Source organism: Sandaracinobacter sp. T42 (assembly GCF_059115405.1).
In genome coordinates this window covers 348,090-369,396 of record NZ_CM181101.1, presented here as the reverse complement: position 1 = coordinate 369,396, position 21,307 = coordinate 348,090, and the positions used below count along the sequence as shown (strand labels likewise).

The window sequence follows — 21,307 nt, the reverse complement described above, 5'->3', positions numbered from 1 at the left end:
GCGCGCCGCTCCTGCTGCCTTTCAGTGGCGGCGCGGGGCCTTCACCGTCAGCAGCAGAAGGAAGCCCGCCGCCAGCAGGCCCAGCACGGTGGCGAAGCCGCCCTGCTGGCTGCCCGTCGCCAGCGTCCCCCAGGCCACCAGCATCGGCCCCAGCCACATCGTCGCCGTGCCGGACAGGGCATAGAGCCCGAAGAAGGTGCCCACACGTTCCGGTCGCACCAGCACCGTCAGCAGCGTCCGGGAAGAGGCATAGGCCGCCGTGATCGAAATGGCCGATATCCCGGCGATGGCGATGAAGGCCAGTTCGGCTGGCGTGCGGAACATCGGCCCGTCGTGCAGCGGCGCCGTCGGAACGGGCATCCAGGCCGCCATCCCCGGCCGTGTTCCAAGCAGGACCACCAGCGCAGTGGCCGTCACGGCGATTTCCAGCAGCACCGCGTTGCGCGGCCCCAGTGCCATGTCCAGCCTTCCGGCCAGCAACCCGCCGACAACGGCCAGGACGGACAGGGTGATGCCATAGGCCAGCATTTCCAGCGTGCCCCAGCCCATCGTGCCCGCTGCCAGCACGCCGCCGAACAGCAGGATCGCCGTCTTCCCGTCCACATAGAGCATCCGCGCCGCCAGGAACTTGGCGGCCTCGCGTTCGGTCTTCAGTTCGCGCAGCATGGCCACCAGGTCGCCAAAGCCCTTGCGCAGGGCTGCGCCCGCCTTCTCGCCGGTCGCCGCGGCATCCGGCACACCCCACAGGATCAGCAGGAGGCCGATGCCCAGGCTGGCGGCGGCCAGCGGGCCGGTCAGGCGCGCGGGCTCATGCGTGGCCTGGTCGACTCCGAACAGCGGCTGCGCCGGCACCCAGCCCCAGTCCACCTGCCCCGGCAGGGAAAAGGCCAGCAGAACGAAGATCAGGAAGCCGACGGATGTGGCGTTGCCCAGCGCAAGCCCCAGGCCGGACGTCTTCGCCACCTGCCCGCGCGCGGCCGGCACCAGCAGCGCGTTGTGCAGCACCTCGCTCCAGGCGAACAGCACGGACTTGGTCGCAGCGATGGCGATGAACAGGCCCGGGCCGATCGGTCCGTCGCGGGTCACGAACCACATGGCCGCGTACAGCGGCATCATCCCCAGCACCACCAGCGTCAGCATCGGCTTGCGCGGCCCCAGCCGGTCAACCACCATGCCCATCAGCGGCGCCGTCAGCGCAACGGCCCATCCCGCGATCTGCCCGGCGCGCGCCACCAGGGCCTGCCCCTCAACCGGGGTCGCGGCCACCGCCTGCACATAATAGGGCATGAACACATAGATGGTGATCAGAACCACGGCCGGGTTTCGGAACCCCTCGAACGCGGCCCAGCACCAGGCGGATCGGGAAAGGCCGCCGGCTGGCGGCCGCGTCTGCGCGGAAGGCGCTGCTGGGGCTGGGCTGGTCAGACAGTCTCCGTCAGGGGGAGGATTGTGGTCGACTTCATCCGCTCCATCGCGAAGCTGGATGATACGTCGCCCATCGGCGCCACCCGGATCAACCGCTTGTAGATCCGGTCGAAGTGCGCGATGTCCCTGCAGACGACTTTCAGAAGATAGTCCGTCTCTCCCGCCATGCGGTAAAGTTCGATCACTTCCGGAATGCGGGCAACCCCTTCATTGAAGCGGGTCAGCCAGGCCTCGTCATGCGCGCCCGCCTTCACCGCCACGAAGGCCGTCACCCCCAGTCCCACGGCTTCCGGATTCAGCAGCGCCACACGGCCCCGGATCACGCCTTCGGCCTCCAGCCGCCGGATCCGCTTCCAGCAGGGCGTGGCCGAAAGGCCCACAGCCTCCCCGATCTCCGCCAGCGACAGGGCGCAATCGCCCTGCAGCAACGCCAGGATGCGCCTGTCCGCCGCATCAAGAAGGATTTTCTCTGACACGGCGAAAATGAATAATGAGATTCCACGAACACGCCAATAGTCAGTGAAAAAAGGAATCGAATTTTCGCGATCCTGTCCTAGCTTCCCCGCCGGTAAGCCACTGCCAAGGGATCATCATGTTCCGTCGCCTGTTCGTCGATCACCCCGCGTCCGTGAATGAAACCTATCTTCAGCACATGGGCATGGCCGGCAGCTTCGGCTGGGCCATGCTGAAGGCCAGCGGCGCCTGCTTCCTGCACGCGCTGGTGCCCGGCCTGTGCGAACGGACGGGCAGCCGGATCATCATCCGCCTGCACCATCGCATGGTCACCAACCGGGTGGTCCAGCCGGCACGGCCGGACGAAGCGATGCTCTGGATCGCCGCCAATATCTGAAGCGCGTCAGTCCTTCTTGGTGTAGCGCTGAAGCTCGTCGCCCACCACGCGCACCACGTGCAGCACATTGGTCGATCCGGGCACGCCGAACGGCACGCCCGCCATCACCACCAGCCGGTCGCCGGGGGTGGCGATGTGGTGCCGCAGCGCCATGCGCTTCGATTTCGCCACCATCTCCTCGAAGCTGCCGATGTCGCGCGTGTGCACGGCATGCACGCCCCAGGTCAGCCCCAGCCGCCGCGCGGTCGTCAGCTTCGGCGTCATGACAAGGATATTGGCCGGGATTCGTTCCCGCGCGATCCGGCGCGCGGTGGACCCTGATGTGGTGAAGCCCACCACCGCGGTTGCCCCCACCGTCTTCTGGATGGAATGCGCCGCGCGGGCCAGCGCATCGGCGGTCGTCGGCTCGGGCGTGGTTTCCACGAATCCCATCTGCTGCGGATAGGCGCTGTCCTGCTCCACCTCGCGCGCGATCGAATCCATCATCGAAACCGCCTCCACGGGCCATTTGCCCGCCGCGCTTTCCGCTGACAGCATCACCGCATCCACCCCATCGAAGATGGCATTGGCCACATCCGACACCTCGGCCCGCGTGGGGCTGGGGGACAGGATCATCGATTCCAGCATCTGCGTGGCGACGACAACGGGCTTGCCCGCGCAGCGGGCGGCCGCCACCAGCCGCTTCTGCACGCCGGGCACCTGTTCGGGCGGCAGTTCCACGCCCAGGTCGCCGCGTGCCACCATGATGGCGTCGGCCAGCTCGATGATGGCGTCGATATCCTCCAGCGCGGCCGGCTTTTCGATCTTCGCCATCAGGCTGGCCTTGCCGCCGATCAGCTTCTTCGCTTCCGCCACATCGTCGGCGCGCTGCACGAAGCTCAGGGCGATCCAGTCCACGCCCGCCTCAAGCGCCAGCGCCAGGTCGCGCCGGTCCTTCGTCGTCAGCGCCGGCAGCGGCACCACCACGTCGGGCACGTTCAGGCCCTTGTTGTTGGAAAGCGTGCCGGGCACCACAACCTGCGTCTCCACCGCGCCGTCCAGCGTCTCGGTCACGCGCAGCACGATCTTGCCGTCGTCCAGCAGCAGCCGGTGCCCGGGGTGCAGCACCGCCAGGATCTCCGGGTGCGGCAACTGCACGCGGCGCGCGGTGCCGGGGGCGGGGTCTGCATCCAGCCGGAACCGCTGACCGGCTGCCAGCTCCACCCGTCCGTCCACGAACCGCCCGACGCGCAGCTTCGGCCCCTGCAGGTCGGCCAGGATCGTCATCGGCCGACCGATCTCCGCCTCCAGCGATCGCACGGTGTCGATCAGCGCCACTTTCGAGGCGTCGTCGCCGTGGCTCATGTTCACCCGGAATGCGTCGGCCCCGGCTTCGTAAAGGGCGCGGATTTCCGCCGCCGTGGACGAGGCAGGGCCCAGCGTCGCAAGAACGCGCACATGGCGGGAACGGGGTGGACGATGAGACAGAGATTGGGCGGGCACAACATTTCCTGTTCGCTTTGGGGCTGGCAACCCTTTGCGGCGGTCCTTACTTCACCGATCCGAAGACGGCCAGACGAAGGGCAACCAGAAATGACCGATTCCCCGCATCCGCAACTGGAACGGCTCGAAGCCGCAGCTTTCCGCCGCCTGCTGGACCATCTGCGTCTCCGGCAGGATGTCGCCAATGTCGATCTGATGGGCGTGGCGGGCTTCTGCCGCAACTGTCTGGCGGACTGGCTGGCGGAGGCTTCGGTCGAAACGCCCACGCCCCTCACCCGGGAAGAAGCGCGCAACATCGTCTATGCAGAGCCCTATGCCGACTTCAAGGCGCGGCAGCTGGAGGCGTCGCCCGAGCAACTTGCCCGCATGAACGCCAGCCTCGAGACGAACGAACGTCTCCGCAAGCTGGCGAAGAGCCGGGAGCTGGACGAGGAACTGGACGAAAGCTTCCCCGCCTCCGATCCGCCGCAGATCACCCGCCCCCGTTGATTCACCCCACGAAGGACACTCCCCCTTGGCCAACATCGAAGCCCTGTTTCAGCCTTTCCATTCCCCGAAGCTGGATCTGTCCAACCGCATCGTCATGGCGCCGATGACGCGCAGCTTTTCGCCCGGGGGCGTTCCCGGCGCGAATGTGGCGGATTATTACGCCCGCCGCGCAGCCGCGCAGGTCGGCCTGATCGTCACCGAAGGCACGGTTGTGAACCGCCCCGGCGCCGCCAACGATCCGGCCGTGCCGCATTTTCATGGCGAGGCCGCGCTGGAAGGCTGGGCGCGCGTGGTGGAGGCGGTGCATGCCGCAGGCGGGAAGATCGCGCCACAACTGTGGCACGTCGGCTCGGCGATCAACCCCGCCAACCGCGACGACACGAACGCCGAAAGCCCGTCCGGCCTCTACAAGCCCGGCCGAGACTGGGGCCATGAAATGTCGGTGGCCGACATCGAGGCGGCAATCGACGCCTTCGCGGACGCCGCCGCCAGCGCGAAGCGCATCGGCATGGACGCGATCGAGCTGCACGGCGCGCACGGCTATCTGATCGACCAGTTCCAGTGGAGCGGCACCAACCAGCGAGCCGACGTGTGGGGGCAGGATCGCAGCCGTTTCGCGCGAGAGGTCGTCTCGGCTGTCCGCGCCGCCATCGGCCCGGATTTCCCGCTGATCCTGCGCCTTTCCCAGTGGAAGCAGCAGGATTATGAAACGAAGCTCGCCGCAAGCCCCGACGCCCTGGCGGACTGGCTGAACCCGCTGGCGGACGCAGGCGTGGACATCTTCCACTGCTCCCAGCGCCGGTTCTGGGAACCGGAGTTCGAAGGCTCCCCCCTCAACTTCGCCGGCTGGGCGAAGAAGCTGACGGGCAAGCCCACCATCACCGTCGGCTCCGTCGGCCTGTCGGGCGAGTTCATCGCCGGCTTCGCCGGCGAAGCCTCCCAGCCCACCCCCATCGACGGGCTGGTTGACCGGCTCGCCACCGGTGAGTTCGACCTCGTCGGCGTGGGCCGCGCCCTCATCGTCGATCCCGACTGGGCCGTTAAGGTGCGCGAAGGCCGCTCCGATTTCACCCCCTACGACCGCAAGGCGCTGGCGACACTCTACTGATTCCCGATTTCCTTGGATGATCGGCCGGGCGGCAGGCTAAACCCTGCCGTCCTCCGGCCGTGAACCTGCCCGACCATCGAAAGGGCAGGCCATTGGATCCGTCGCATGATTTCCGCCCGTCCACCGAAGCCGGGATTCCCGTAGCCGAGCTTTCCGGGGCCTGGCTTGCAGCAGAAGCCGGCCTGGATTCGGATGCGGAACGGTCGCGCCGCCTGTCCCGCAGCATTCACCGCCGCGCCCGGCTGGATATCGTGCTGGTCGCGGGCGGTTCGGCGGGTGCGGCCTGGCTGGGAAGTTCGCCGGCGGAATCGATGATGGCGGCGCTGTGCGCCCTCAGCCTCGGCATCCTCGTCTACGTCATCCGCCGGGACCGGGATCTGCGCCGCCTCGCGGCCCAGCAGCGCTGGCGCGACAGGGCGCTGGCCGGTAAGGGGGTCAGCCTGTCGGACTGGCGGGCCGGCATCTCTCCGCAGCCATGGCCGCATCGCGATTCCGGCGCATCCTGATCGGTTGATAGGCGCACGAGAATCCGACTCGCGCATGGGCTGTGGATAAGCTATGATAGTGAAGGTTCAGACTGGCTTGCCGGCCTGAGCTGTTCCCGGGTCTGCCGGGGGCGCGGCTTGCGGCTCGGCTTCCGGAATTCGCCGGATCCGTGTCGCAAATGGAAGTGGTGGCGAACATGGTCAGGTGCTTGCGGGCGATCCGGGGTGCAAGACTTGGGCGGTACGAAGTTTGAAAGACGGTTTCCCAAAATGAGTTACGACGACAAGCGGCGCGGCGGCCGCGGGCGGGGCGACGACAAGCGGTCTCGCGGTTTTGAAGAAGGCGGGTTCGAATTCGATTCCGGCTTCGGCGGCGGTCGCGGCGGTGGCGGTTATGGTCGCGGCGGCTTCGGCGGCGGTCAGGGTGGCTTCGGCGGCGGCGGCTTCGGCGGCGGCGGTGGTGGCGGCTTCGGCGGCCCGCGCAGCGGCGGCGGTGGCGGCTTCGGCGGCGGCGGCTTCGGTGGCGGCGGCCCGCGCGGCGGCCCCGGCATGGTGATCGGCCAGGGCCGTGGCAAGGTGAAGTTCTTCAACGCGCAAAAGGGCTTCGGCTTCGTGGTGCGCGATGACGGCGGCGAGGATGTGTTCCTGCACATTTCCGCGCTGGAACGCACCGGTCTCACCAACATTGCCGAGAATCAGGAAATCGAATTCTCGCTGACGGATCGCAACGGCCGCATCTCCGCGACGGACGTGACCATCGTTGGCGACGTGATCGAACCGCAGGAACGCGCACCGCGCCCGCCGCGGGAAGGCGGCAGCTTCGAGCGCGGTCCGCGCCCGGCTGGTGGTGGCTTCGGCAACCGCCCGCCGCCTGTCACGGACGGCACGCGCTATGAAGGCACGGTCAAATTCTTCAACGGCCAGAAGGGCTTCGGCTTCATCGCCCGGGATGACGGCGGCGCTGACGCCTTCGTTCACATCTCGGCGGTCGAGCGCGCGGGTCTGTCCAATCTGCCCGAAAACCAGCGCATCAGCTTCGAGCTGGAGCTGGATCGTCGCGGCAAGCAGGCGGCCGTGAACCTCGAACTCCTCTGAGTTCCGGCAAGGTTCCGAACAGGAAAGGGCGGGGGGAAACCTCCGCCCTTTTCCTTTGTCCGCCTCTTTTCTGCCCCCGCCCCCCTCATCTGCGTCGCGGCAGATCCTAGCCCGCGAACGCCTCGCTGAAATGCTTCCGGCACACCGCCACATAGCGGTCGTTGCCGCCGATCTCCGTCTGCGCGCCCTCCGTCAGCGCCCGGCCCGCCGCGTCCACGCGCAGGTTCATCGTCGCCTTGCGGCCGCAGTGACACACCGCCTTCAGCTCCACCAGCTTGTCCGCGATCGCCAGCAACCGTTCAGAGCCGGGAAACAGCTGGCCCAGGAAATCGGTGCGCAGCCCATAGGCCAGCACCGGAACGCCCAGCCGGTCCACGATGGCTGCCAGCTGGTCCACCTGTGCGGGCGTCAGGAACTGGGCTTCATCCACCAGCACGCAATCGGACGGTGCGGCCGCGACCGCCTCGAACAGGTCGGTTCCGGGCCCGAACATGTGCGCGTCCGCCTCCAGCCCGATACGGGATCCGATCCGCCCGGCACCGGCCCGGTCGTCCACGGCCGCCGTCCACAGCGTCGTCGTCATGCCGCGTTCGCGATAGTTGAAGCTTGCCTGCAGCAGGGTCGTCGATTTTCCCGCATTCATCGCGCCATAGTAGAAGTAGAGCTGTGCCATCAGCCGGCGGCCACTTCGCACTGGTCGCAGTCCGTCCGTTCCACCTGGATGGTGGGGTGGCCGATGCCGAACTCCCGCTTCAGCCCCTCGGTCACCGCTTCGATCAGACCGTCGCCGCTGCCGGCCGGCACGACCAGGTGCGCGGTCAGCGCCGTTTCCGTGGCACTGATCGGCCAGATGTGCAGGTCGTGCACGTCGGTCACGCCCGGCTGCTGCGCCAGCCAGGCCTTCACGGCGCTCACGTCCACCCCGCGCGGGGCGGCGTCCAGCGCCATGTCCAGCGATTGCCACAGGATGCGCCAGGTCGTCGCCAGGATCACCGCCACGATCCCCAGGCTGGCGATCGGGTCCACCCATTTCGCCCCCGTCCACAGGATCAGCGCGCCCGCCAGCAGCACACCGCCGGAAACGGCGGCATCCGCGAACAGGTGCACCACGGCCGCGCGCCGGTTCACATCCTCGGGGTGCCCCCCCATCAGCAGCCAGCCCGACAGCAGGTTGATCGCCACGGCGATCCCCGCGATCAGCATCACCATCCCGCCCGGCGGGGGCGCCGCCGGCGGGTGGATCAGCCGCTCCACGGCCTCGAACGCCAGCGCGCCGCAGGCGAACACCAGCAGCAGGCTGTTCGCCAGCGCCGCCAGAACGCCGGCCTTGCCATAGCCGTAGGTCCGCCGTTCCGATCCGGGCCGCGTCATCAGCCAGGCCGCCCAGCCTGCCAGGATCAGCCCCAGCACGTCGGATGCGTTGTGCCCGGCATCCGCCAGCAGCGCCGTCGATTGCAGCGCGAAGCCCGCCACCAGCTGCACGCCCACGATCGCCAGGTTCAGCGCGATCGCCAGCCCATAGCGCCAGCCGGCCACGGGGGCATGCGCATGATGATCGTGCGGCCCGTGCGGATGATGCCCGTGCGCAGGTCCATGGTGGTGGGAATGGGTGGCCATCGCGCCACTCTTGCAGTCAGCCGCGCGGCGGTGCAACAGCCCTTCAGTCCGCCAATCCGGAGAAACCGATGCTGCGCGCCTTCCTTCTGTCCACCGCCCTCGTCCTCGCCGCCCCCGCTGTCGCTCAGCCGGCGGGCGCCGGTCAGGCTTCGCTCCAGCAGGCCCGGGGCGAACAGGATGCGGCGCTCGCCGCCTTCTTCGACGCGTTCGACAGCAGGCAGCTCGCGCTCAGCCCGGAAGGAAAGACGTTCCGGGGCATCCGCGATGCCGACTACGGCAAATGGACGGACGACAGCGACGCGGCAGAACTGGCGCGCTATCAGCTGGGCCAGGACGCGCTCGCCGAAATGAAGCGCCGCTTCGATCCGGCGAAGCTCTCCGGCCAGTCGAAGCTCAGCTACCGCCTGTTCGAATATCAGATGAACCGGCAGGCGAAGGCCTGGCCCCTGCGCCACTTCCGCTACAGCTTCGATCAGATGAACGGCGTGCAGAGCGGGATTCCCTCCTTCCTGATCAACCTGCACCGCGTGGGCAGCAAGGCAGAGGCGGAGGCCTATGTCAGCCGCCTGAACGGCATCGGCACGGTGCTGGATCAGGCCATCGCAAATGCACAGGACAGCGAGAAGAAGGGCGTCATCCCCCCGCGCTGGACCTTCCCCTATGTCCTGTCCGACATTGCCAACATCACCCGGGGCGCACCGTTCGACGACGGGCCGGATTCGGCACTCTACGCCGATTTCAAGGCCAAGGTCGGCGCGCTCGATATCCCGCAGGCCGAAAAGGATGCGCTGATCGCTGCCGCCCGTACGGCGCTGGTGCAGGTGGTGAAGCCCGCCTATGCCCGCACCGCCGCCTTTCTTTCGGCCCAGCAGGCCCGCGCGCCTGAAGGCGACGGCATCTGGCGCTTCCCCGACGGCGACAAATACTATGCCGAACGCCTCGGCTTCTACACCACCACGGATCTCACCCCGGCGCAGGTGCATGATCTGGGGCTCCGTCAGGTCGCCCGCATCCATTCCGAAATGGATGCGATCCGCAGGCAGGTCGGCTTTCAGGGGGATCTGAAGGCCTTCTTCCAGCACATGCGCACCCGGCCGGAAAATTATTTCCCCAACACCGCGGAAGGCCGCGCCCAGTATCTGTCGGAAACCGACAAGGCGATAAAGGCGATGACGGCAAAGCTGCCGGACTATTTCAGCCCCGCCGCCACGCCCAGGGCGCCGCTTACGGTGAAGGCCGTGGAACCCTTCCGTGAAAAGTCCGCCGGCAAGGCCTTCTACAACCGCCCGGCGCCGGATGGTTCGCGCCCCGGCATCTATTATGTGAACCTCTACGACATGGCCGATATGCCCAACACCGAGGTGGAGGCGCTGGCCTTTCATGAAGGCGTTCCCGGCCACCATCTCGATGGCGCCGTCACCAGCCAGCTGAAGGATCTGCCGCCGTTCCGCCGTTTCGGCGGCTTCACGGCCTGGTCGGAAGGCTGGGGCCTCTATGCCGAAAAGCTCAGCAAGGACATGGGCTTCTACACCGATCCCTACCGCGATTTCGGCCGCCTGCAGCTGGAGCTGCACCGCGCCATCCGCCTGGTGGTGGATACCGGCCTGCACGACAAGAAATGGACCCGCGAACAGGCGATCCAGTATGTGCTGGATAACTCGGCCGATGCGCCGGGCGGCGTGGTGAAGGCGATCGAACGCTATGCCGTCTTCCCCGGCCAGGCGACCGCCTACATGATCGGCCGGCTGAAGATCAGCGAACTGCGCGACAAGGCGCAGAAGGAACTGGGGCCGAAGTTCAGCTACGCCGACTTCCACGACGCCGTGCTTCTGTCGGGCGCGGTGCCGATGGAGGTGCTGGAAGAAAATGTGAACGCCTACATCGCCGCCCGCAAGCGCGGCTGACGGCCGGGGTCCCGGGCGCGCGCGACGACGTCTTGATTGCGTCGGCGCGCCAACCCATCTAAACCGGACAAATCCGGTCTGAAATCGATTCGAGTCATGCTGCGCCTGTCAAACCTTGCCGATTATGGAGTTGTCGTGATGACGGCGGCTGCCCGCGCCGCCGCCGACGGACGGCTGACGTCTGCTGCCCAGGTCGCCCAGCTGACAGGCATTCCCGCACCCACCGTCGCCAAGCTGATGGGCCAGCTTGGGCGCGCCGGGCTTCTCACCTCGCAGCGCGGCGTCGCCGGCGGCTTCGCACTGGCCCGCCCCGCCTCGGGGATCAGCCTTTCGGACATCGTCGAAGCGATCGACGGCCCCATCGCGCTCACCCATTGCGGCCAGCCGGGCGCGCAATGCTGCGATCTGTCCGCCAGCTGCGCCGTCCGTCCGCACTGGGCGCCCGTCAACCGCGCCGTGAAGTCCGCGCTCGAAGGCGTCAGCCTCGCCGAACTCGCGCCTCGTGAAACGCAACCCGCATGACAAACGCCACCACCGAACCCCGCAACGCCGAGGCTGCTGCCGCCGTCGATGAACTCTCCACCTACAAATGGGGATTCGCGACTGACATCGAGCAGGATTTCGCACCCAAGGGCCTCTCGGAAGAGACGGTCCGTTTCATCTCTGCGAAGAAGAACGAGCCGGAGTGGATGCTGGAGTGGCGGCTGAAGGCCTGGCGCATCTGGCTGACGATGGAGCAGCCGGACTGGGCCAAGCTGAAGATCCCGCCGATCGACTATCAGGACGCCTATTATTACGCCGCGCCCAAGGCAAAGCCGACGCTGGCCAGCCTGGACGAACTCGATCCGGAAATCCGCCGCACCTATGAAAAGCTGGGCATCCCCATCGAGGAGCAGAAGGTGCTCGCCGGGGTGGAAGGCGCGCGCAAGGTCGCGGTGGACGCCGTGTTCGACAGCGTTTCGGTCGCTACCACCTTCCGCGAGGAGCTGAAGAAGGCGGGCGTCATCTTCCTGTCCATCAGCGAGGCGATCCGCGAATATCCCGATCTCATCCGCAAGCACCTCGGCTCCGTGGTGCCCGTGCGCGACAATTACTTCGCCTGCCTGAACGCGGCCGTCTTTTCGGACGGCACCTTCGTGCTGGTGCCGAAGGGCGTGCGCTGCCCGATGGAGCTTTCCACCTATTTCCGCATCAACGCGGAAAACACCGGCCAGTTCGAACGCACGCTGATCGTCGCGGAAGAAGGCAGCTATGTCAGCTACCTCGAAGGCTGCACCGCCCCCATGCGCGACGAGAACCAGCTGCACGCAGCCGTCGTGGAGCTGGTGGCGGAGACAGACGCCGAGATCAAATACTCCACCGTCCAGAACTGGTATCCCGGCGACAGGGACGGCAAGGGCGGCATCTACAATTTCGTGACGAAGCGCGCGCTCTGCCGCGGCGCGCGCAGCAAGGTCAGCTGGACGCAGGTGGAAACCGGCTCCGCCATCACCTGGAAATATCCGAGCTGCGTTCTGCTGGGCGAAGACAGCGTCGGCGAATTCTACTCCGTCGCCGTCACCAACAACTATCAGCAGGCCGATACCGGCACCAAGATGATCCACATGGGGAAGGGCAGCCGCTCCACCATCGTCGCCAAGGGCATTTCGGCCGGCCGGTCGGACAGCACCTATCGCGGCCTCGTCCGGGTGGGGCCGAGCGCCGAAAACGCCCGCAACTTCACCCAGTGCGACAGCCTGCTGATCGGCAGCCGCTGCGGCGCGCACACCATCCCCTATATCGAGGTGAAGAACCCCTCCGCCCAGATCGAGCATGAGGCAACGACCAGCAAGATCAGCGAGGACCAGAAGTTTTACGCCATGCAGCGGGGTCTTTCCGGCGAGGAGGCCGTGGCCCTCATCGTCAACGGCTTCTGCCGCGAAGTGCTGCAGCAGCTCCCAATGGAATTCGCCGTCGAAGCCCAGAAGCTCCTCGGTATCTCACTCGAAGGTTCAGTCGGCTGATGCTTGAAATCACCAACCTCCACGCCACCGTCGGCACGCGCGAGATCCTGAAGGGCCTCACCCTCAGCGTGAAGGCCGGCGAAGTGCATGCCATCATGGGGCCGAACGGCGCCGGCAAGTCCACGCTGGCGCATGTGCTCGCAGGCCGCGAAGGCTATGAGGTGACGGCGGGCGACGTTACGTTCGAGGGCCAGGATCTGCTCGCCCTCGAACCGCATGAACGCGCCGCCGCCGGCCTGTTCCTCGGCTTCCAGTATCCCGTCGAAATCCCCGGCGTTTCCAACCTGCTGTTCCTGCGAACGGCGATGAACGCCCAGCGCAAGCTGCGCGGAGAGCCTGAAATCTCGGGCGCGGACTTCATGAAGAAGGTGAAGGCCGAAGCCGCCGTTCTCGGCCTCGACATGGACATGCTGAAGCGCGGTGTGAACGTCGGCTTCTCCGGCGGGGAGAAGAAGCGCAACGAGGCCTTCCAGCTGGGCATGCTGGAGCCGAAGTTCGCGCTGCTGGATGAAACCGACAGCGGCCTTGATATCGATGCGCTGCGCATCGTGTCCGAAGGCATCAACCGCTTCCGTTCGCCGGATCGCGCCGTGCTGCTGATCACCCATTATCAGCGCCTGCTGGATCATGTGCGGCCGGATGTGGTGCATGTGCTGGCGGCCGGCCGCATCGTGAAGTCCGGCGGCCCCGAACTCGCGCTCGAACTCGAAGCGCAGGGCTATGAAGGAATCGCGGCATGACAGCCCTTCCGACACGGAAGTCGGAAAGCTGGCGCTATGCCGACCTGAAGGCGGTGGAGGCATTGTGGCCGCCGCCGCCCGCCCGGCTGATTCCGGTGCCCGCCGGGCAATCCCGTGAAGAGATCGTGCGCATAACCGAAGGCGGCCTCCACGACCTTCGCGTCGAACTCGGCGCGGGCGCCAGCCTCAGCCTCGTGGTGGTGCTGCTGTCGGGCCGCTACGCGCGGGTCTCGGTGGAGGCGCACCTGCACGCGGGCGCGTCGCTCGATCTTGGCGGCATCCTTCTGGGCGACGGCGAAACCGTGCAGGAAATCGTCACCGATGTCCGCCATCTGGAACCGGGCGCGCAAAGCCGCCAGCGCATCCGCCTCGTCGTGGACGAGCGCGCGACGGGTACCTGCCTCGGCCGCATCGCCGTCGCGCGCGATGCGCAGCAGACGGATGCGGAACAATCCGCCCGCGCCCTGGTGCTGAAGCGCACCGCGACGGCGAACCTGAAGCCGGAACTGGAAATCTTCGCCGACGATGTGAAATGCGCCCATGGCTGCACCGTGGGCGAGCTGGACAAGGCCGCGCTCTTCTACCTCGAATCGCGCGGAATCCCCCGCCCGCAGGCCGCGGCGCTCCTCACCCGCGCGTTCGTCGCCGATGCACTCTCGGGCCTGGCGGATCCGTCCGCCCTGGAAGCGGAAACGGCCGCCTGGCTGGAGGCGCGGGCATGAAGCCGCTCGCCGCCCATTTCGCCGCCGCGCCGCGCCTTCTCGACCTTCGCGGCGAATTTCCCGCCCTGCCCGAGGGCTGGGCCTATCTGGATGCCGCCGCCACCGCGCAGAAGCCGCGCCCGGTGATCGAGGCGGTCACCAACGCCTATGCCCGCGACTATGCGACCGTCCATCGCGGCGTCTATGCCCGCTCCGCCCACATGACGGAGGCCTATGAAGCGGCGCGCGAGGCGGCGGCCCGTTTCCTGAACGGCCGGGCGGATGAAACCATCTTCGTGCGCGGCGCGACGGAGGCGATCAACCTCGTCGCCAACAGCTGGGGCAACGCCAATATCGGCCCCGGCGACCGCATCCTGCTGACGCAGCTGGAACATCACGCCAACATCGTGCCCTGGCGCATGCTGGCGGATCGCACCGGCGCTGAGATCGATGTCGCCCCGCTCACCCCCGATGGCCGCATCGACGAGGATGCGCTGATTGCCCGCCTCACCCCGGCCACGAAGCTGGTCGCGGTCGCCCATGTTTCCAACGTGCTGGGCTCGGTGGCCGATATCGCCCGCATCGCCGCCGCCGCCCACGCGGCGGGCGCGAAGCTGCTGGTGGATGGCTGCCAGGCCGCGCCCCGCCTCAAGCTCGACGTGCAGGCGCTGGGCGCCGATTTCTACTGCTTCTCCGCCCACAAGCTCTATGGCCCCACCGGCATCGGCGTGCTGTGGGTGCGGAAATCCATCCTCGATGCCATGCCCCCCTGGCAGGGCGGCGGCGCCATGATCGATGAAGTGCGCTTCGAACGCGTCACCTATGCCGACGCCCCGCAGCGGTTCGAAGCGGGCACCCCGCACATCGTCGGTGCCGTCGGCCTGCATGCCGCGATCCGCTGGGTGGAACAGGTCGGCATCGACGCGATCGACGCGCATGAACGTGCGCTGTTCGCCATGGCGCGTGCCGAACTGGCCCGGCTGAACGGCGTCCGCCCGTTCGGCCCGGCGGACAGCGCCGGAATCCTCAGCTTCGCGGTGGGTGATGTCCACCCGCATGATGTCGCCACCATCCTGGATGAAGGCGGCGTCTCCATCCGCGCCGGCCACCACTGCGCCCAGCCGCTGATGCGCTGGCTGGGCGTGCCGGCCACCGCCCGCGCCAGCTTTTCCGCCCACAGCAACGAAGCCGATGTGGCGCTGCTGGTGAAGGGCATCGAACGCACGATGAGGATCTTCGGATGACCGACCAGCCCGACATCCGCCGGTTCGAGGTGGAACTGGTGGAGGAAGCCCCCACGCCCCCGAAGGCGCCGCCGCTCGCCGCCCCCCCGCGCGAGCGCGACTATCTGGAAGGCTTCCTCAAGGAACGCCCTCAGCCGGAACAGGCGCTTGAGGGCGAATCGCTGAAGGATCAGGTGATCGCCGCGCTGCGCGACATCTTCGATCCGGAAATCCCGGTGAACATCTATGATCTGGGCCTGATCTACGGTGTGGACATCGCCGACGGCCACGTCACCGTCACCATGACGCTGACGACCCCGCACTGCCCCGTGGCGGAATCCATGCCGGGCGAAGTCGAACTGCGCGTGATGGCCGTGCCCGGCGTCGCCACCTGCGACGTGAACCTTGTGTGGGATCCGCCCTGGAACCCCTCGAACATGTCGGACGAAGCCCGGCTGGAGCTTGGAATGCTATGATCGCCGAACCCCGCACCCGCGCCCCGCGCCCCGCGCCCATCACGCTGACGGACGGCGCCGTCGCCCGCATCGCGGACCTGATCGCGAAGGCCCCGCACCCGGTGGCGGGCGTCCGCCTTTCCACGCCGAAGCGCGGCTGTTCGGGCCTCGCCTATTCCATCGATTATGTCGAAACGCCCAAGCCCGGCGACGAGGCGATCGAGACGCCGTCAGGCACCCTCTATGTTGATGGCGGCTCGCTGCTCTACCTCATCGGCTCGGTGATGGACTGGGTGGAGGATGATTTCACCGCAGGCTTCGTCTTCAACAACCCCAACGCCAAGGGCAGCTGCGGCTGCGGAGAATCCTTCACGATATGAGCGGCGGGCCCGCCCCCTACAGCCTGACCGGCCAGCTCGACGGCGCGCGCCCCATCCTTCTCGCTTCACCCCACAGCGGAACTCATCTTCCGGCGGATTTCCTCGCCAACAGCCGGCTCGACACCCATGCGCTGCGCCGCATCGGGGACGCGCATGTCGGCGCGCTGCTCGCCCCGGCCGCCGCCACCGGCCTGCCGCTGATCGAGGCCACCCACAGCCGCGCCGTGATCGACCTGAACCGCGCCGAGGACGAACTGGACCCGGCGATGTTCTCCGGCTCCGTCACGCCCTTTCCCAACATCTCGGACCGGGTGCGGCGCGGATACGGCCTGTTCCCGCGCGTCGTGGCCCCGAACCAGCCCATCCACCTCGCGCGCCTGCCCGCCGAAACAGGCACGGCGCGCATCGAACGCCTGCACCGCCCCTGGCACCGTGCCATCGGCGAGGGGCTGGCCCGCGCCGCAGCCCGCCACGGCCACGCCCTGCTGCTCGATGTCCATTCCATGCCCCGGCTGGAGGGGCCTTCCCCGGCAACGCTGGTGCTGGGCGATCGCCACGGACAGAGCGCGGCGCCGCAACTCGTCGACTGGCTGGACCAGGCCTTCACCGCGTGCGGACTGAAGGTGGCGCGCAATGCGCCTTATGCCGGCGGCCACACCACGCAGCACCACGCCGCACCGGCGGATGGCATCCACTGCGTCCAGCTCGAGTTCGACCGCACGCTTTACATGGATCCAGCCTCGCTGCGCCCGCATGGCGGATTCGGCTCTCTTTCCGCCCTCGTCGCGGGGGTACTGGCGCTGCTGGAATCCGCACTCCCCGCGCTCGGTCTCGGCCGTCAGCTCCCGTTCGCCGCCGAATAGCATCGGTCTGTCCGCTGCCCCGTCAGGCCATATGTGACATGGCCTGAGTTTGGCACCGGCTGTCGCGCGCCCACTGGCGTCCGATGTCACAAAGGTTAACAGCCGCTCACCTGATTTTGGGTTAATGAGGGGCTGCAAGCTTCACCGGAATACCGGGATGCGAACGTCAAGAACCCATAATCAAGAACAAAGGGGTCGTACGGCAATGCGGACATCGATCATCGCTGCACTGGCCGCAACCGGGCTCGCAACGCCCGCGCTGGCTGCCTCGGGCATCGCCCCGGATCCCGCCAGCTGGCTGACGCTGGGTCTGGGCGCGATGATGATCGGCATGACCGCAAGCGGCCGTCGTCGCAGAACCGGTCGGGTCGCAGACTGAACAACTGACAGCCTTTGGGTCGCGCCAAAGGGCTCGGAACGGGTCGTCCCTCGCAAGAGGGGCGGCCCGCTTCCATTTTCGGGTTCAGCGCCTAGTCTGCCGCCCATGCAGTCGCTCGATCGCCCGGCCCAGGCGCTTGCCGCCAGCCTGTCCGCCCTTGCCGGCTTCACCGATGCCGTCGGCTTCCTCGGCATGGGCGGCTTCTTCGTCTCCTTCATGAGCGGGAACAGCACCCGCGTCGGCGTCGGTCTCGCCAGCGAAGGCGCGGCCGCCGCCATCGCCGCCAGCCTCGTCGCCGCCTTCGTCGCCGGCGTGACATCGGCCTCGCTCCTCGCCCGACGCGCCGGCCGCTGGCGCAAGCCCGCCGTGCTGCTGCTGGTCACTTCGGCGCTCGTGCTGGGCGCGCTGCTGCATCAGCCGGGCGCCGCGCCGGGGGCCTTCCTGCTCGTCGCCTTCGCCATGGGGGCGGAAAACATGGTGTTCCAGCGCAACGGCGAAGTCGCCGTCGGCCTCACCTACATGACGGGCACGCTCGTCCGCATCGGCAGCCGGCTGGCGGCTGCGCTCTCGGGCGGTCCGCGCTGGGAATGGATCCCCTGGCTGCTGCTGTGGGCTGGCCTCGTCACGGGCGGGATGCTGGGGGCCTTCGCCTGGCTGCGCTTCGCCACGGGCGCCCTGTGGATCGCGGCCGGCCTGTCCGCGCTCCTCACGCTGGCGGGCTACGCGATGGCGCGCCGCACTCCCAAGTCTGCCGGTTTCGCCGATCCGCCAAACTGAACATCCTGTGCGGCATGGCACATGAACATCCCAGGGTCCTCCTCATCGGCGCCGGCTGCTCCGGCTTCACAACCGCCAAGCGCCTGAAGGACGAGGGCCTCCGCTTCGACTGGTTCGAACTGTCCGACAGGATCGGCGGCAACTGGGCCTACAACAATCCCAACGGCCGGTCGGCCGCCTATGCCTCGCTGCACATCGACACGTCGAAATGGCGCCTCCAGTTCGAGGATTTTCCCTGCCCGGCGGACTGGCCCGATTTTCCGCACCACAGCCTGCTGCTGGGCTACTTCAACGACTATGTCGACCACTTCGGCCTGCGCCCGCTGATCCGCTTCAACAGCGAGGTCGTCCGCGTCTGGCAGGATGGCGGCGGCTGGTATGCACAGGTGAAGTCAGGGGGCGAAACCGCCATCCACGGCCCCTACAGCCATGTCGCCGTCTGCAACGGCCACCACTGGGATCCAAATATCCCGGAAATCCCCGGCACCTTCACCGGCACCGAACTGCACGCCCGCGATTACCGCACGCCGTTCGAACCCGTGGATGCGCGCGGCAAGACGATCGTCGTCATCGGCCTGGGCAACACCGCGGTCGATATCGCTTCCGAACTCGGCCAGCGCTCGCTCGGCACCCGGCTCATCGTCTCCGCCCGGCGCGGCGTCTGGGTGCTGCCGAAATATCTGAACGGCAAGCCGATGGACAAGACGCCGCTGCCCGCCTGGGTGCCGGGCTGGCTGAAGCGGCGGCTGGGGGCCTGGGCCGTGCGCAAGGCGGTCGGCAACATGGAAGATTACGGCCTCCCCGCGCCTGACCACAAACCGCTGGAGGCGCACCCCACCGTCAGCTCCGAATTCCTCCTGCGCTGCGGCAACGGCGACATAGAGGTGAAGCCCATCGTCACCGAAAAGGCCGGAAATCAGCTGGTCTTCGCGGATGGCAGCCGGGAACAGGTGGATATCCTCATCCACGCCACCGGTTACCGCCTCAGCTTCCCCTTCCTCTCGCCGTCGGATGTCGCCCTGAAAGACAATCACCTGCCGCTGTTCAAGCGCATGGTGCAGGCCGATCCGCGCCTTCACGGCCTGTGGTTCATGGGTCTCGCCCAGCCACTGCCCACGCTGGTCAACTTCGCGGAACAGCAGTCGAAACTGTTCGCGGCCTGCGTCGCAGGGCGCTACGCCCTGCCGCCGCCCGCCGAAATGGCGCGGATCATCAGCGCCGACGAAGCCGTCCACAAGGGGCATTACTATGCCTCCCAGCGGCACACGATCCAGGTCGATTTCGATCTCTACTGCCACGATCTGAAGGCGGAACTTGCGCAGGGGGAACGCCGCGCGCACACAGACGCCAGAGCCGCAGCCTGAAAGTCCCCCATGCGACCTGTCATCCTTGCCCTGATCCTCGCTACCGCAGTCCCCGCTTTCGCCGCGCCCGCGCCGGTGGAAATCCGCCAGCAGGGCAGCGCCCGGCTGGAAAATGTGCCCCCCGTGCCGGCCGACGTCTCGGCGGCGGTGCAGCGCTACCAGATGAACCGCGCGGCCGAGTTCGAGGACTGGCTGGCGGACGGCTCGATCCTGATCGGCACCCGCTTCGGCACGACGCGGCAGTTGCACCAGGTGGCAGCCCCCGGCGCTGCCCGCACCCAGCTCACCTTCGGGGCCGAACCCGTCGGGAATGCGCTCGCCATTCCGGGCACGAAGGATTTCGTCCTCAGCCGCGATACCGGCGGCGATGAATGGTTCCAGCTCTATCTGCGCGGAATCTCCGGCCCGGCCCGGCAGCTCACCGAACCCGGCACCCGCAACCAGTCCGCCGTCGTCGGCAAGGATGGCCGCCTGCTCGTCTGGGCCGAAGCGCGCAAGGGCAGCGCCGCCTACAGGATTCTGGGCATCGATCCGCAGGCGCCCGGACCTCTGCGCGAACTCCACAGGTCGGATGGCGCGGTTGCACCCGCCGCCATTGCGCCCGGTAACGGCCGCCTCATCTTCCTGCGCAGCCTGTCCAACCGCGAAAACCGGATCTTCGAACTGGATCTGGCAACCGGCGCCGTCACCCGCATCGCCCCCGATGCGCCCGCCGCGCGCTACGAATCGGTGCGCTACAGCCCGGTGCCGGGCAAGCTGCTCGCCATATCCGATCGCAACAGCGACACCCGACAACTGGTGGAACTCGACATGGCGACAGGCGCGCAGCGCGTCATCGCCCCGCCCCCGGCTGCGAAGCGCGCCCGCCAGTGGGACGTGGAGGAATTCGCCCTCGCCCCCGATGACCGCACGTTGGCCTATGTGCTGAACGAGGATGGCTTCTCCCGCCTGCATCTCCTCGATCTCGCCAGTGGGAAAGCGCTGCCCGCGCCCGCGCTGCCCAACGGCGTGCTGCAGGCGCTGCGCTTCTCGCCGGATGGCAAGCGCCTCGCCATCGGCTTCACCAACGCCACCTCCGCCGGCGACGTGTGGAGCTGGGACATCGCCGATGCGAAGCTCGTCCGCTGGACCAGCTCCGAACTGGGTGATCTCGATCCCGCCGCCCTCGCGGAACCGCGCCTTATCCGCTTCCGGTCGTTCGACGGCGAATCGATCCCCGCCTTCGTCTATCGCCCGAAGGGCGTGGCGGCCGATGCCCGCACCCCCGTCATCATCGACATTCACGGAGGGCCGGAAGCACAGACAAGGCCCATCTGGAACTATGGCGCGCAATATTTCGCCGACACCCTGAAGGCGACGGTCATCCTCCCCAACGTCCGCGGCTCCGATGGCTACGGCCGCCGCTATCTGAACCTAGACAATGCCGCGAAGCGAGAGGACAGCGTGAAGGACATCGGCGCGCTTCTGGATTGGGTGAAGGCCCAGCCTGATCTCGATCCCGCACGCGTCGCCGTCTATGGCCAGTCCTACGGCGGCTACATGTCGCTCGCCGTGATGACGCACTATTCCGATCAACTCGCCGGCGGCGTCGCCCGCTATGGCATCAGCGACTTCACCACCTTCCTCAACAACACCGAAGCCTATCGCCGGGATAACCGCCGCGCCGAATATGGCGACGAGCGCGATCCGGCGATGCAGAAGGTCTTCGCCCGCATTTCCCCCATGGCGAACATCGGCAAGATCACGAAACCCATGCTGATCATGCAGGGCGCGAACGATCCGCGCGTGCCGCAATCGGAATCCGACCAGGTGGTGGCCCGGCTTCGCGCGAACGGGAACGAGACATGGTATGTCCTGTTCGCGGATGAAGGCCATGGCTTCCAGAAGAAGCCGAACAACGACCTCCGCCGGGAGGTCGAGACGCTGTTCCTGCAGAAGCTGTTCAAGAAGGACTAGAGGAGACGCAC

General features: G+C 67.4%; 23 protein-coding genes. 18 read left to right on the top strand and 5 right to left on the bottom strand.

Translation table 11 applies throughout. The features are described 5' to 3' along the window. Positions 1–21: 21 nt before the first annotated feature. Positions 22–1,314 (bottom strand): MFS transporter, encoded by a 1,293-nt coding sequence (locus ACW9TV_RS01785; protein WP_494304157.1) that lies wholly within the window; start codon positions 1,312–1,314, stop codon positions 22–24. Positions 1,315–1,421: 107 nt separating this feature from the next. Then, complete coding sequence (locus ACW9TV_RS01780; RefSeq protein ID WP_494304156.1) at positions 1,422–1,901, bottom strand: Lrp/AsnC family transcriptional regulator; 480 nt, start codon at positions 1,899–1,901, stop codon at positions 1,422–1,424. Positions 1,902–2,017: 116 nt separating this feature from the next. Between ACW9TV_RS01780 and ACW9TV_RS01775 the strand changes: the two genes are divergently transcribed. Beyond that, the gene (locus ACW9TV_RS01775) at positions 2,018–2,275 is read left to right on the top strand and encodes a DUF6356 family protein (RefSeq protein WP_494304155.1); all 258 of its coding nucleotides are present in this window, start codon (positions 2,018–2,020) and stop codon (positions 2,273–2,275) included. 6 nt (positions 2,276–2,281) lie between these two features. Here ACW9TV_RS01775 and pyk read toward each other — a convergent pair whose 3' ends face one another. After that, positions 2,282–3,712, bottom strand: a complete 1,431-nt coding sequence (gene pyk / locus ACW9TV_RS01770; protein ID WP_494304154.1) for a pyruvate kinase — start codon at positions 3,710–3,712, stop codon at positions 2,282–2,284. 135 nt (positions 3,713–3,847) lie between these two features. Here pyk and ACW9TV_RS01765 point away from each other — a divergent pair, with 135 nt between their 5' ends. The 4 genes from ACW9TV_RS01765 to ACW9TV_RS01750 all read left to right on the top strand — a co-directional run bounded on the left by ACW9TV_RS01765 (position 3,848) and on the right by ACW9TV_RS01750 (position 6,934). Then, the gene (locus ACW9TV_RS01765; RefSeq protein WP_494304153.1) at positions 3,848–4,246 is read left to right on the top strand and encodes a DUF1244 domain-containing protein; all 399 of its coding nucleotides are present in this window, start codon (positions 3,848–3,850) and stop codon (positions 4,244–4,246) included. A gap of 25 nt (positions 4,247–4,271) precedes the next feature. Next, positions 4,272–5,354, top strand: coding sequence for an NADH:flavin oxidoreductase (locus tag ACW9TV_RS01760; RefSeq protein WP_494304152.1), 1,083 nt, complete (start codon positions 4,272–4,274; stop codon positions 5,352–5,354). 92 nt (positions 5,355–5,446) lie between these two features. Beyond that, positions 5,447–5,860, top strand: coding sequence for a hypothetical protein (locus ACW9TV_RS01755; protein ID WP_494304151.1), 414 nt, complete (start codon positions 5,447–5,449; stop codon positions 5,858–5,860). A gap of 249 nt (positions 5,861–6,109) precedes the next feature. Further along, positions 6,110–6,934 carry a cold-shock protein gene (locus tag ACW9TV_RS01750; protein WP_494304150.1) on the top strand — a complete coding sequence of 275 codons (825 nt, stop codon included), beginning with the start codon at positions 6,110–6,112 and terminating at the stop codon, positions 6,932–6,934. Between the two features lie 106 nt (positions 6,935–7,040). Here ACW9TV_RS01750 and ACW9TV_RS01745 read toward each other — a convergent pair whose 3' ends face one another. Further along, positions 7,041–7,607 (bottom strand): thymidine kinase, encoded by a 567-nt coding sequence (locus ACW9TV_RS01745; RefSeq protein ID WP_494304149.1) that lies wholly within the window; start codon positions 7,605–7,607, stop codon positions 7,041–7,043. After that, on the bottom strand, positions 7,607–8,551 hold the full coding sequence (locus tag ACW9TV_RS01740) for a cation diffusion facilitator family transporter (RefSeq protein WP_494304148.1): 945 nt from the start codon (positions 8,549–8,551) through the stop codon (positions 7,607–7,609). Before ACW9TV_RS01740 ends, ACW9TV_RS01745 begins: the two co-directional genes overlap by 1 nt. A gap of 68 nt (positions 8,552–8,619) precedes the next feature. Here ACW9TV_RS01740 and ACW9TV_RS01735 point away from each other — a divergent pair, with 68 nt between their 5' ends. From ACW9TV_RS01735 to ACW9TV_RS01675, 13 genes are all read left to right on the top strand, one after another. Further along, complete coding sequence (locus ACW9TV_RS01735) at positions 8,620–10,455, top strand: DUF885 domain-containing protein (RefSeq protein ID WP_494304147.1); 1,836 nt, start codon at positions 8,620–8,622, stop codon at positions 10,453–10,455. A gap of 96 nt (positions 10,456–10,551) precedes the next feature. Further along, positions 10,552–10,977: an SUF system Fe-S cluster assembly regulator gene (locus ACW9TV_RS01730; protein ID WP_494304146.1), complete on the top strand. Its 426-nt coding sequence runs from the start codon at positions 10,552–10,554 to the stop codon at positions 10,975–10,977. Next, the gene (sufB, locus tag ACW9TV_RS01725) at positions 10,974–12,458 is read left to right on the top strand and encodes a Fe-S cluster assembly protein SufB (protein WP_494304145.1); all 1,485 of its coding nucleotides are present in this window, start codon (positions 10,974–10,976) and stop codon (positions 12,456–12,458) included. Before ACW9TV_RS01730 ends, sufB begins: the two co-directional genes overlap by 4 nt. Then, positions 12,458–13,198, top strand: a complete 741-nt coding sequence (sufC, locus tag ACW9TV_RS01720) for a Fe-S cluster assembly ATPase SufC (protein WP_494304144.1) — start codon at positions 12,458–12,460, stop codon at positions 13,196–13,198. The genes sufB and sufC overlap by 1 nt, the downstream gene beginning before the upstream one ends. Further along, a complete protein-coding gene (locus tag ACW9TV_RS01715) occupies positions 13,195–13,920 on the top strand; it encodes a SufD family Fe-S cluster assembly protein (RefSeq protein WP_494304143.1) in 726 nt (241 codons plus the stop codon). Before sufC ends, ACW9TV_RS01715 begins: the two co-directional genes overlap by 4 nt. Beyond that, on the top strand, positions 13,917–15,143 hold the full coding sequence (locus ACW9TV_RS01710; protein WP_494304142.1) for a cysteine desulfurase: 1,227 nt from the start codon (positions 13,917–13,919) through the stop codon (positions 15,141–15,143). Before ACW9TV_RS01715 ends, ACW9TV_RS01710 begins: the two co-directional genes overlap by 4 nt. After that, positions 15,140–15,598 carry an SUF system Fe-S cluster assembly protein gene (locus ACW9TV_RS01705; RefSeq protein WP_494304141.1) on the top strand — a complete coding sequence of 153 codons (459 nt, stop codon included), beginning with the start codon at positions 15,140–15,142 and terminating at the stop codon, positions 15,596–15,598. Before ACW9TV_RS01710 ends, ACW9TV_RS01705 begins: the two co-directional genes overlap by 4 nt. Beyond that, the gene (locus tag ACW9TV_RS01700; RefSeq protein ID WP_494304140.1) at positions 15,595–15,957 is read left to right on the top strand and encodes a HesB/IscA family protein; all 363 of its coding nucleotides are present in this window, start codon (positions 15,595–15,597) and stop codon (positions 15,955–15,957) included. Before ACW9TV_RS01705 ends, ACW9TV_RS01700 begins: the two co-directional genes overlap by 4 nt. Next, positions 15,954–16,820, top strand: coding sequence for an N-formylglutamate amidohydrolase (locus ACW9TV_RS01695; RefSeq protein ID WP_494304139.1), 867 nt, complete (start codon positions 15,954–15,956; stop codon positions 16,818–16,820). Before ACW9TV_RS01700 ends, ACW9TV_RS01695 begins: the two co-directional genes overlap by 4 nt. A gap of 205 nt (positions 16,821–17,025) precedes the next feature. Then, positions 17,026–17,199 carry a hypothetical protein gene (locus tag ACW9TV_RS01690; RefSeq protein WP_494304138.1) on the top strand — a complete coding sequence of 58 codons (174 nt, stop codon included), beginning with the start codon at positions 17,026–17,028 and terminating at the stop codon, positions 17,197–17,199. A gap of 105 nt (positions 17,200–17,304) precedes the next feature. Beyond that, positions 17,305–17,976 carry a YoaK family protein gene (locus tag ACW9TV_RS01685; protein WP_494304137.1) on the top strand — a complete coding sequence of 224 codons (672 nt, stop codon included), beginning with the start codon at positions 17,305–17,307 and terminating at the stop codon, positions 17,974–17,976. A 14-nt stretch (positions 17,977–17,990) separates the two neighbouring features. Then, entirely contained in the window at positions 17,991–19,340 is a 1,350-nt protein-coding gene (locus ACW9TV_RS01680; RefSeq protein WP_494304136.1) for a flavin-containing monooxygenase, read from the top strand. Positions 19,341–19,349: 9 nt separating this feature from the next. After that, positions 19,350–21,296 (top strand): S9 family peptidase, encoded by a 1,947-nt coding sequence (locus ACW9TV_RS01675; RefSeq protein WP_494304135.1) that lies wholly within the window; start codon positions 19,350–19,352, stop codon positions 21,294–21,296. Positions 21,297–21,307: the final 11 nt, after the last annotated feature.

Bases quoted from the DNA above. Each gene is read 5' to 3' on its own strand.
- ACW9TV_RS01735 (WP_494304147.1), top strand. From the start codon at position 8,620: ATGCTGCGCGCCTTCCTTCTGTCCACCGCCCTCGTCCTCGCCGCCCCC.
- ACW9TV_RS01715 (WP_494304143.1), top strand. From the start codon at position 13,195: ATGACAGCCCTTCCGACACGGAAGTCGGAAAGCTGGCGCTATGCCGAC.
- ACW9TV_RS01765 (WP_494304153.1), top strand. From the start codon at position 3,848: ATGACCGATTCCCCGCATCCGCAACTGGAACGGCTCGAAGCCGCAGCT.
- ACW9TV_RS01690 (WP_494304138.1), top strand. From the start codon at position 17,026: ATGCGGACATCGATCATCGCTGCACTGGCCGCAACCGGGCTCGCAACG.
- ACW9TV_RS01695 (WP_494304139.1), top strand. From the start codon at position 15,954: ATGAGCGGCGGGCCCGCCCCCTACAGCCTGACCGGCCAGCTCGACGGC.
- ACW9TV_RS01710 (WP_494304142.1), top strand. From the start codon at position 13,917: ATGAAGCCGCTCGCCGCCCATTTCGCCGCCGCGCCGCGCCTTCTCGAC.
- ACW9TV_RS01685 (WP_494304137.1), top strand. From the start codon at position 17,305: ATGCAGTCGCTCGATCGCCCGGCCCAGGCGCTTGCCGCCAGCCTGTCC.
- sufC (WP_494304144.1), top strand. From the start codon at position 12,458: ATGCTTGAAATCACCAACCTCCACGCCACCGTCGGCACGCGCGAGATC.
- ACW9TV_RS01730 (WP_494304146.1), top strand. From the start codon at position 10,552: ATGCTGCGCCTGTCAAACCTTGCCGATTATGGAGTTGTCGTGATGACG.
- ACW9TV_RS01675 (WP_494304135.1), top strand. From the start codon at position 19,350: ATGCGACCTGTCATCCTTGCCCTGATCCTCGCTACCGCAGTCCCCGCT.
- ACW9TV_RS01705 (WP_494304141.1), top strand. From the start codon at position 15,140: ATGACCGACCAGCCCGACATCCGCCGGTTCGAGGTGGAACTGGTGGAG.
- ACW9TV_RS01700 (WP_494304140.1), top strand. From the start codon at position 15,595: ATGATCGCCGAACCCCGCACCCGCGCCCCGCGCCCCGCGCCCATCACG.
- ACW9TV_RS01680 (WP_494304136.1), top strand. From the start codon at position 17,991: ATGGCACATGAACATCCCAGGGTCCTCCTCATCGGCGCCGGCTGCTCC.
- ACW9TV_RS01740 (WP_494304148.1), bottom strand. From the start codon at position 8,551: ATGGCCACCCATTCCCACCACCATGGACCTGCGCACGGGCATCATCCG.
- ACW9TV_RS01775 (WP_494304155.1), top strand. From the start codon at position 2,018: ATGTTCCGTCGCCTGTTCGTCGATCACCCCGCGTCCGTGAATGAAACC.
- sufB (WP_494304145.1), top strand. From the start codon at position 10,974: ATGACAAACGCCACCACCGAACCCCGCAACGCCGAGGCTGCTGCCGCC.
- ACW9TV_RS01745 (WP_494304149.1), bottom strand. From the start codon at position 7,607: ATGGCACAGCTCTACTTCTACTATGGCGCGATGAATGCGGGAAAATCG.
- ACW9TV_RS01750 (WP_494304150.1), top strand. From the start codon at position 6,110: ATGAGTTACGACGACAAGCGGCGCGGCGGCCGCGGGCGGGGCGACGAC.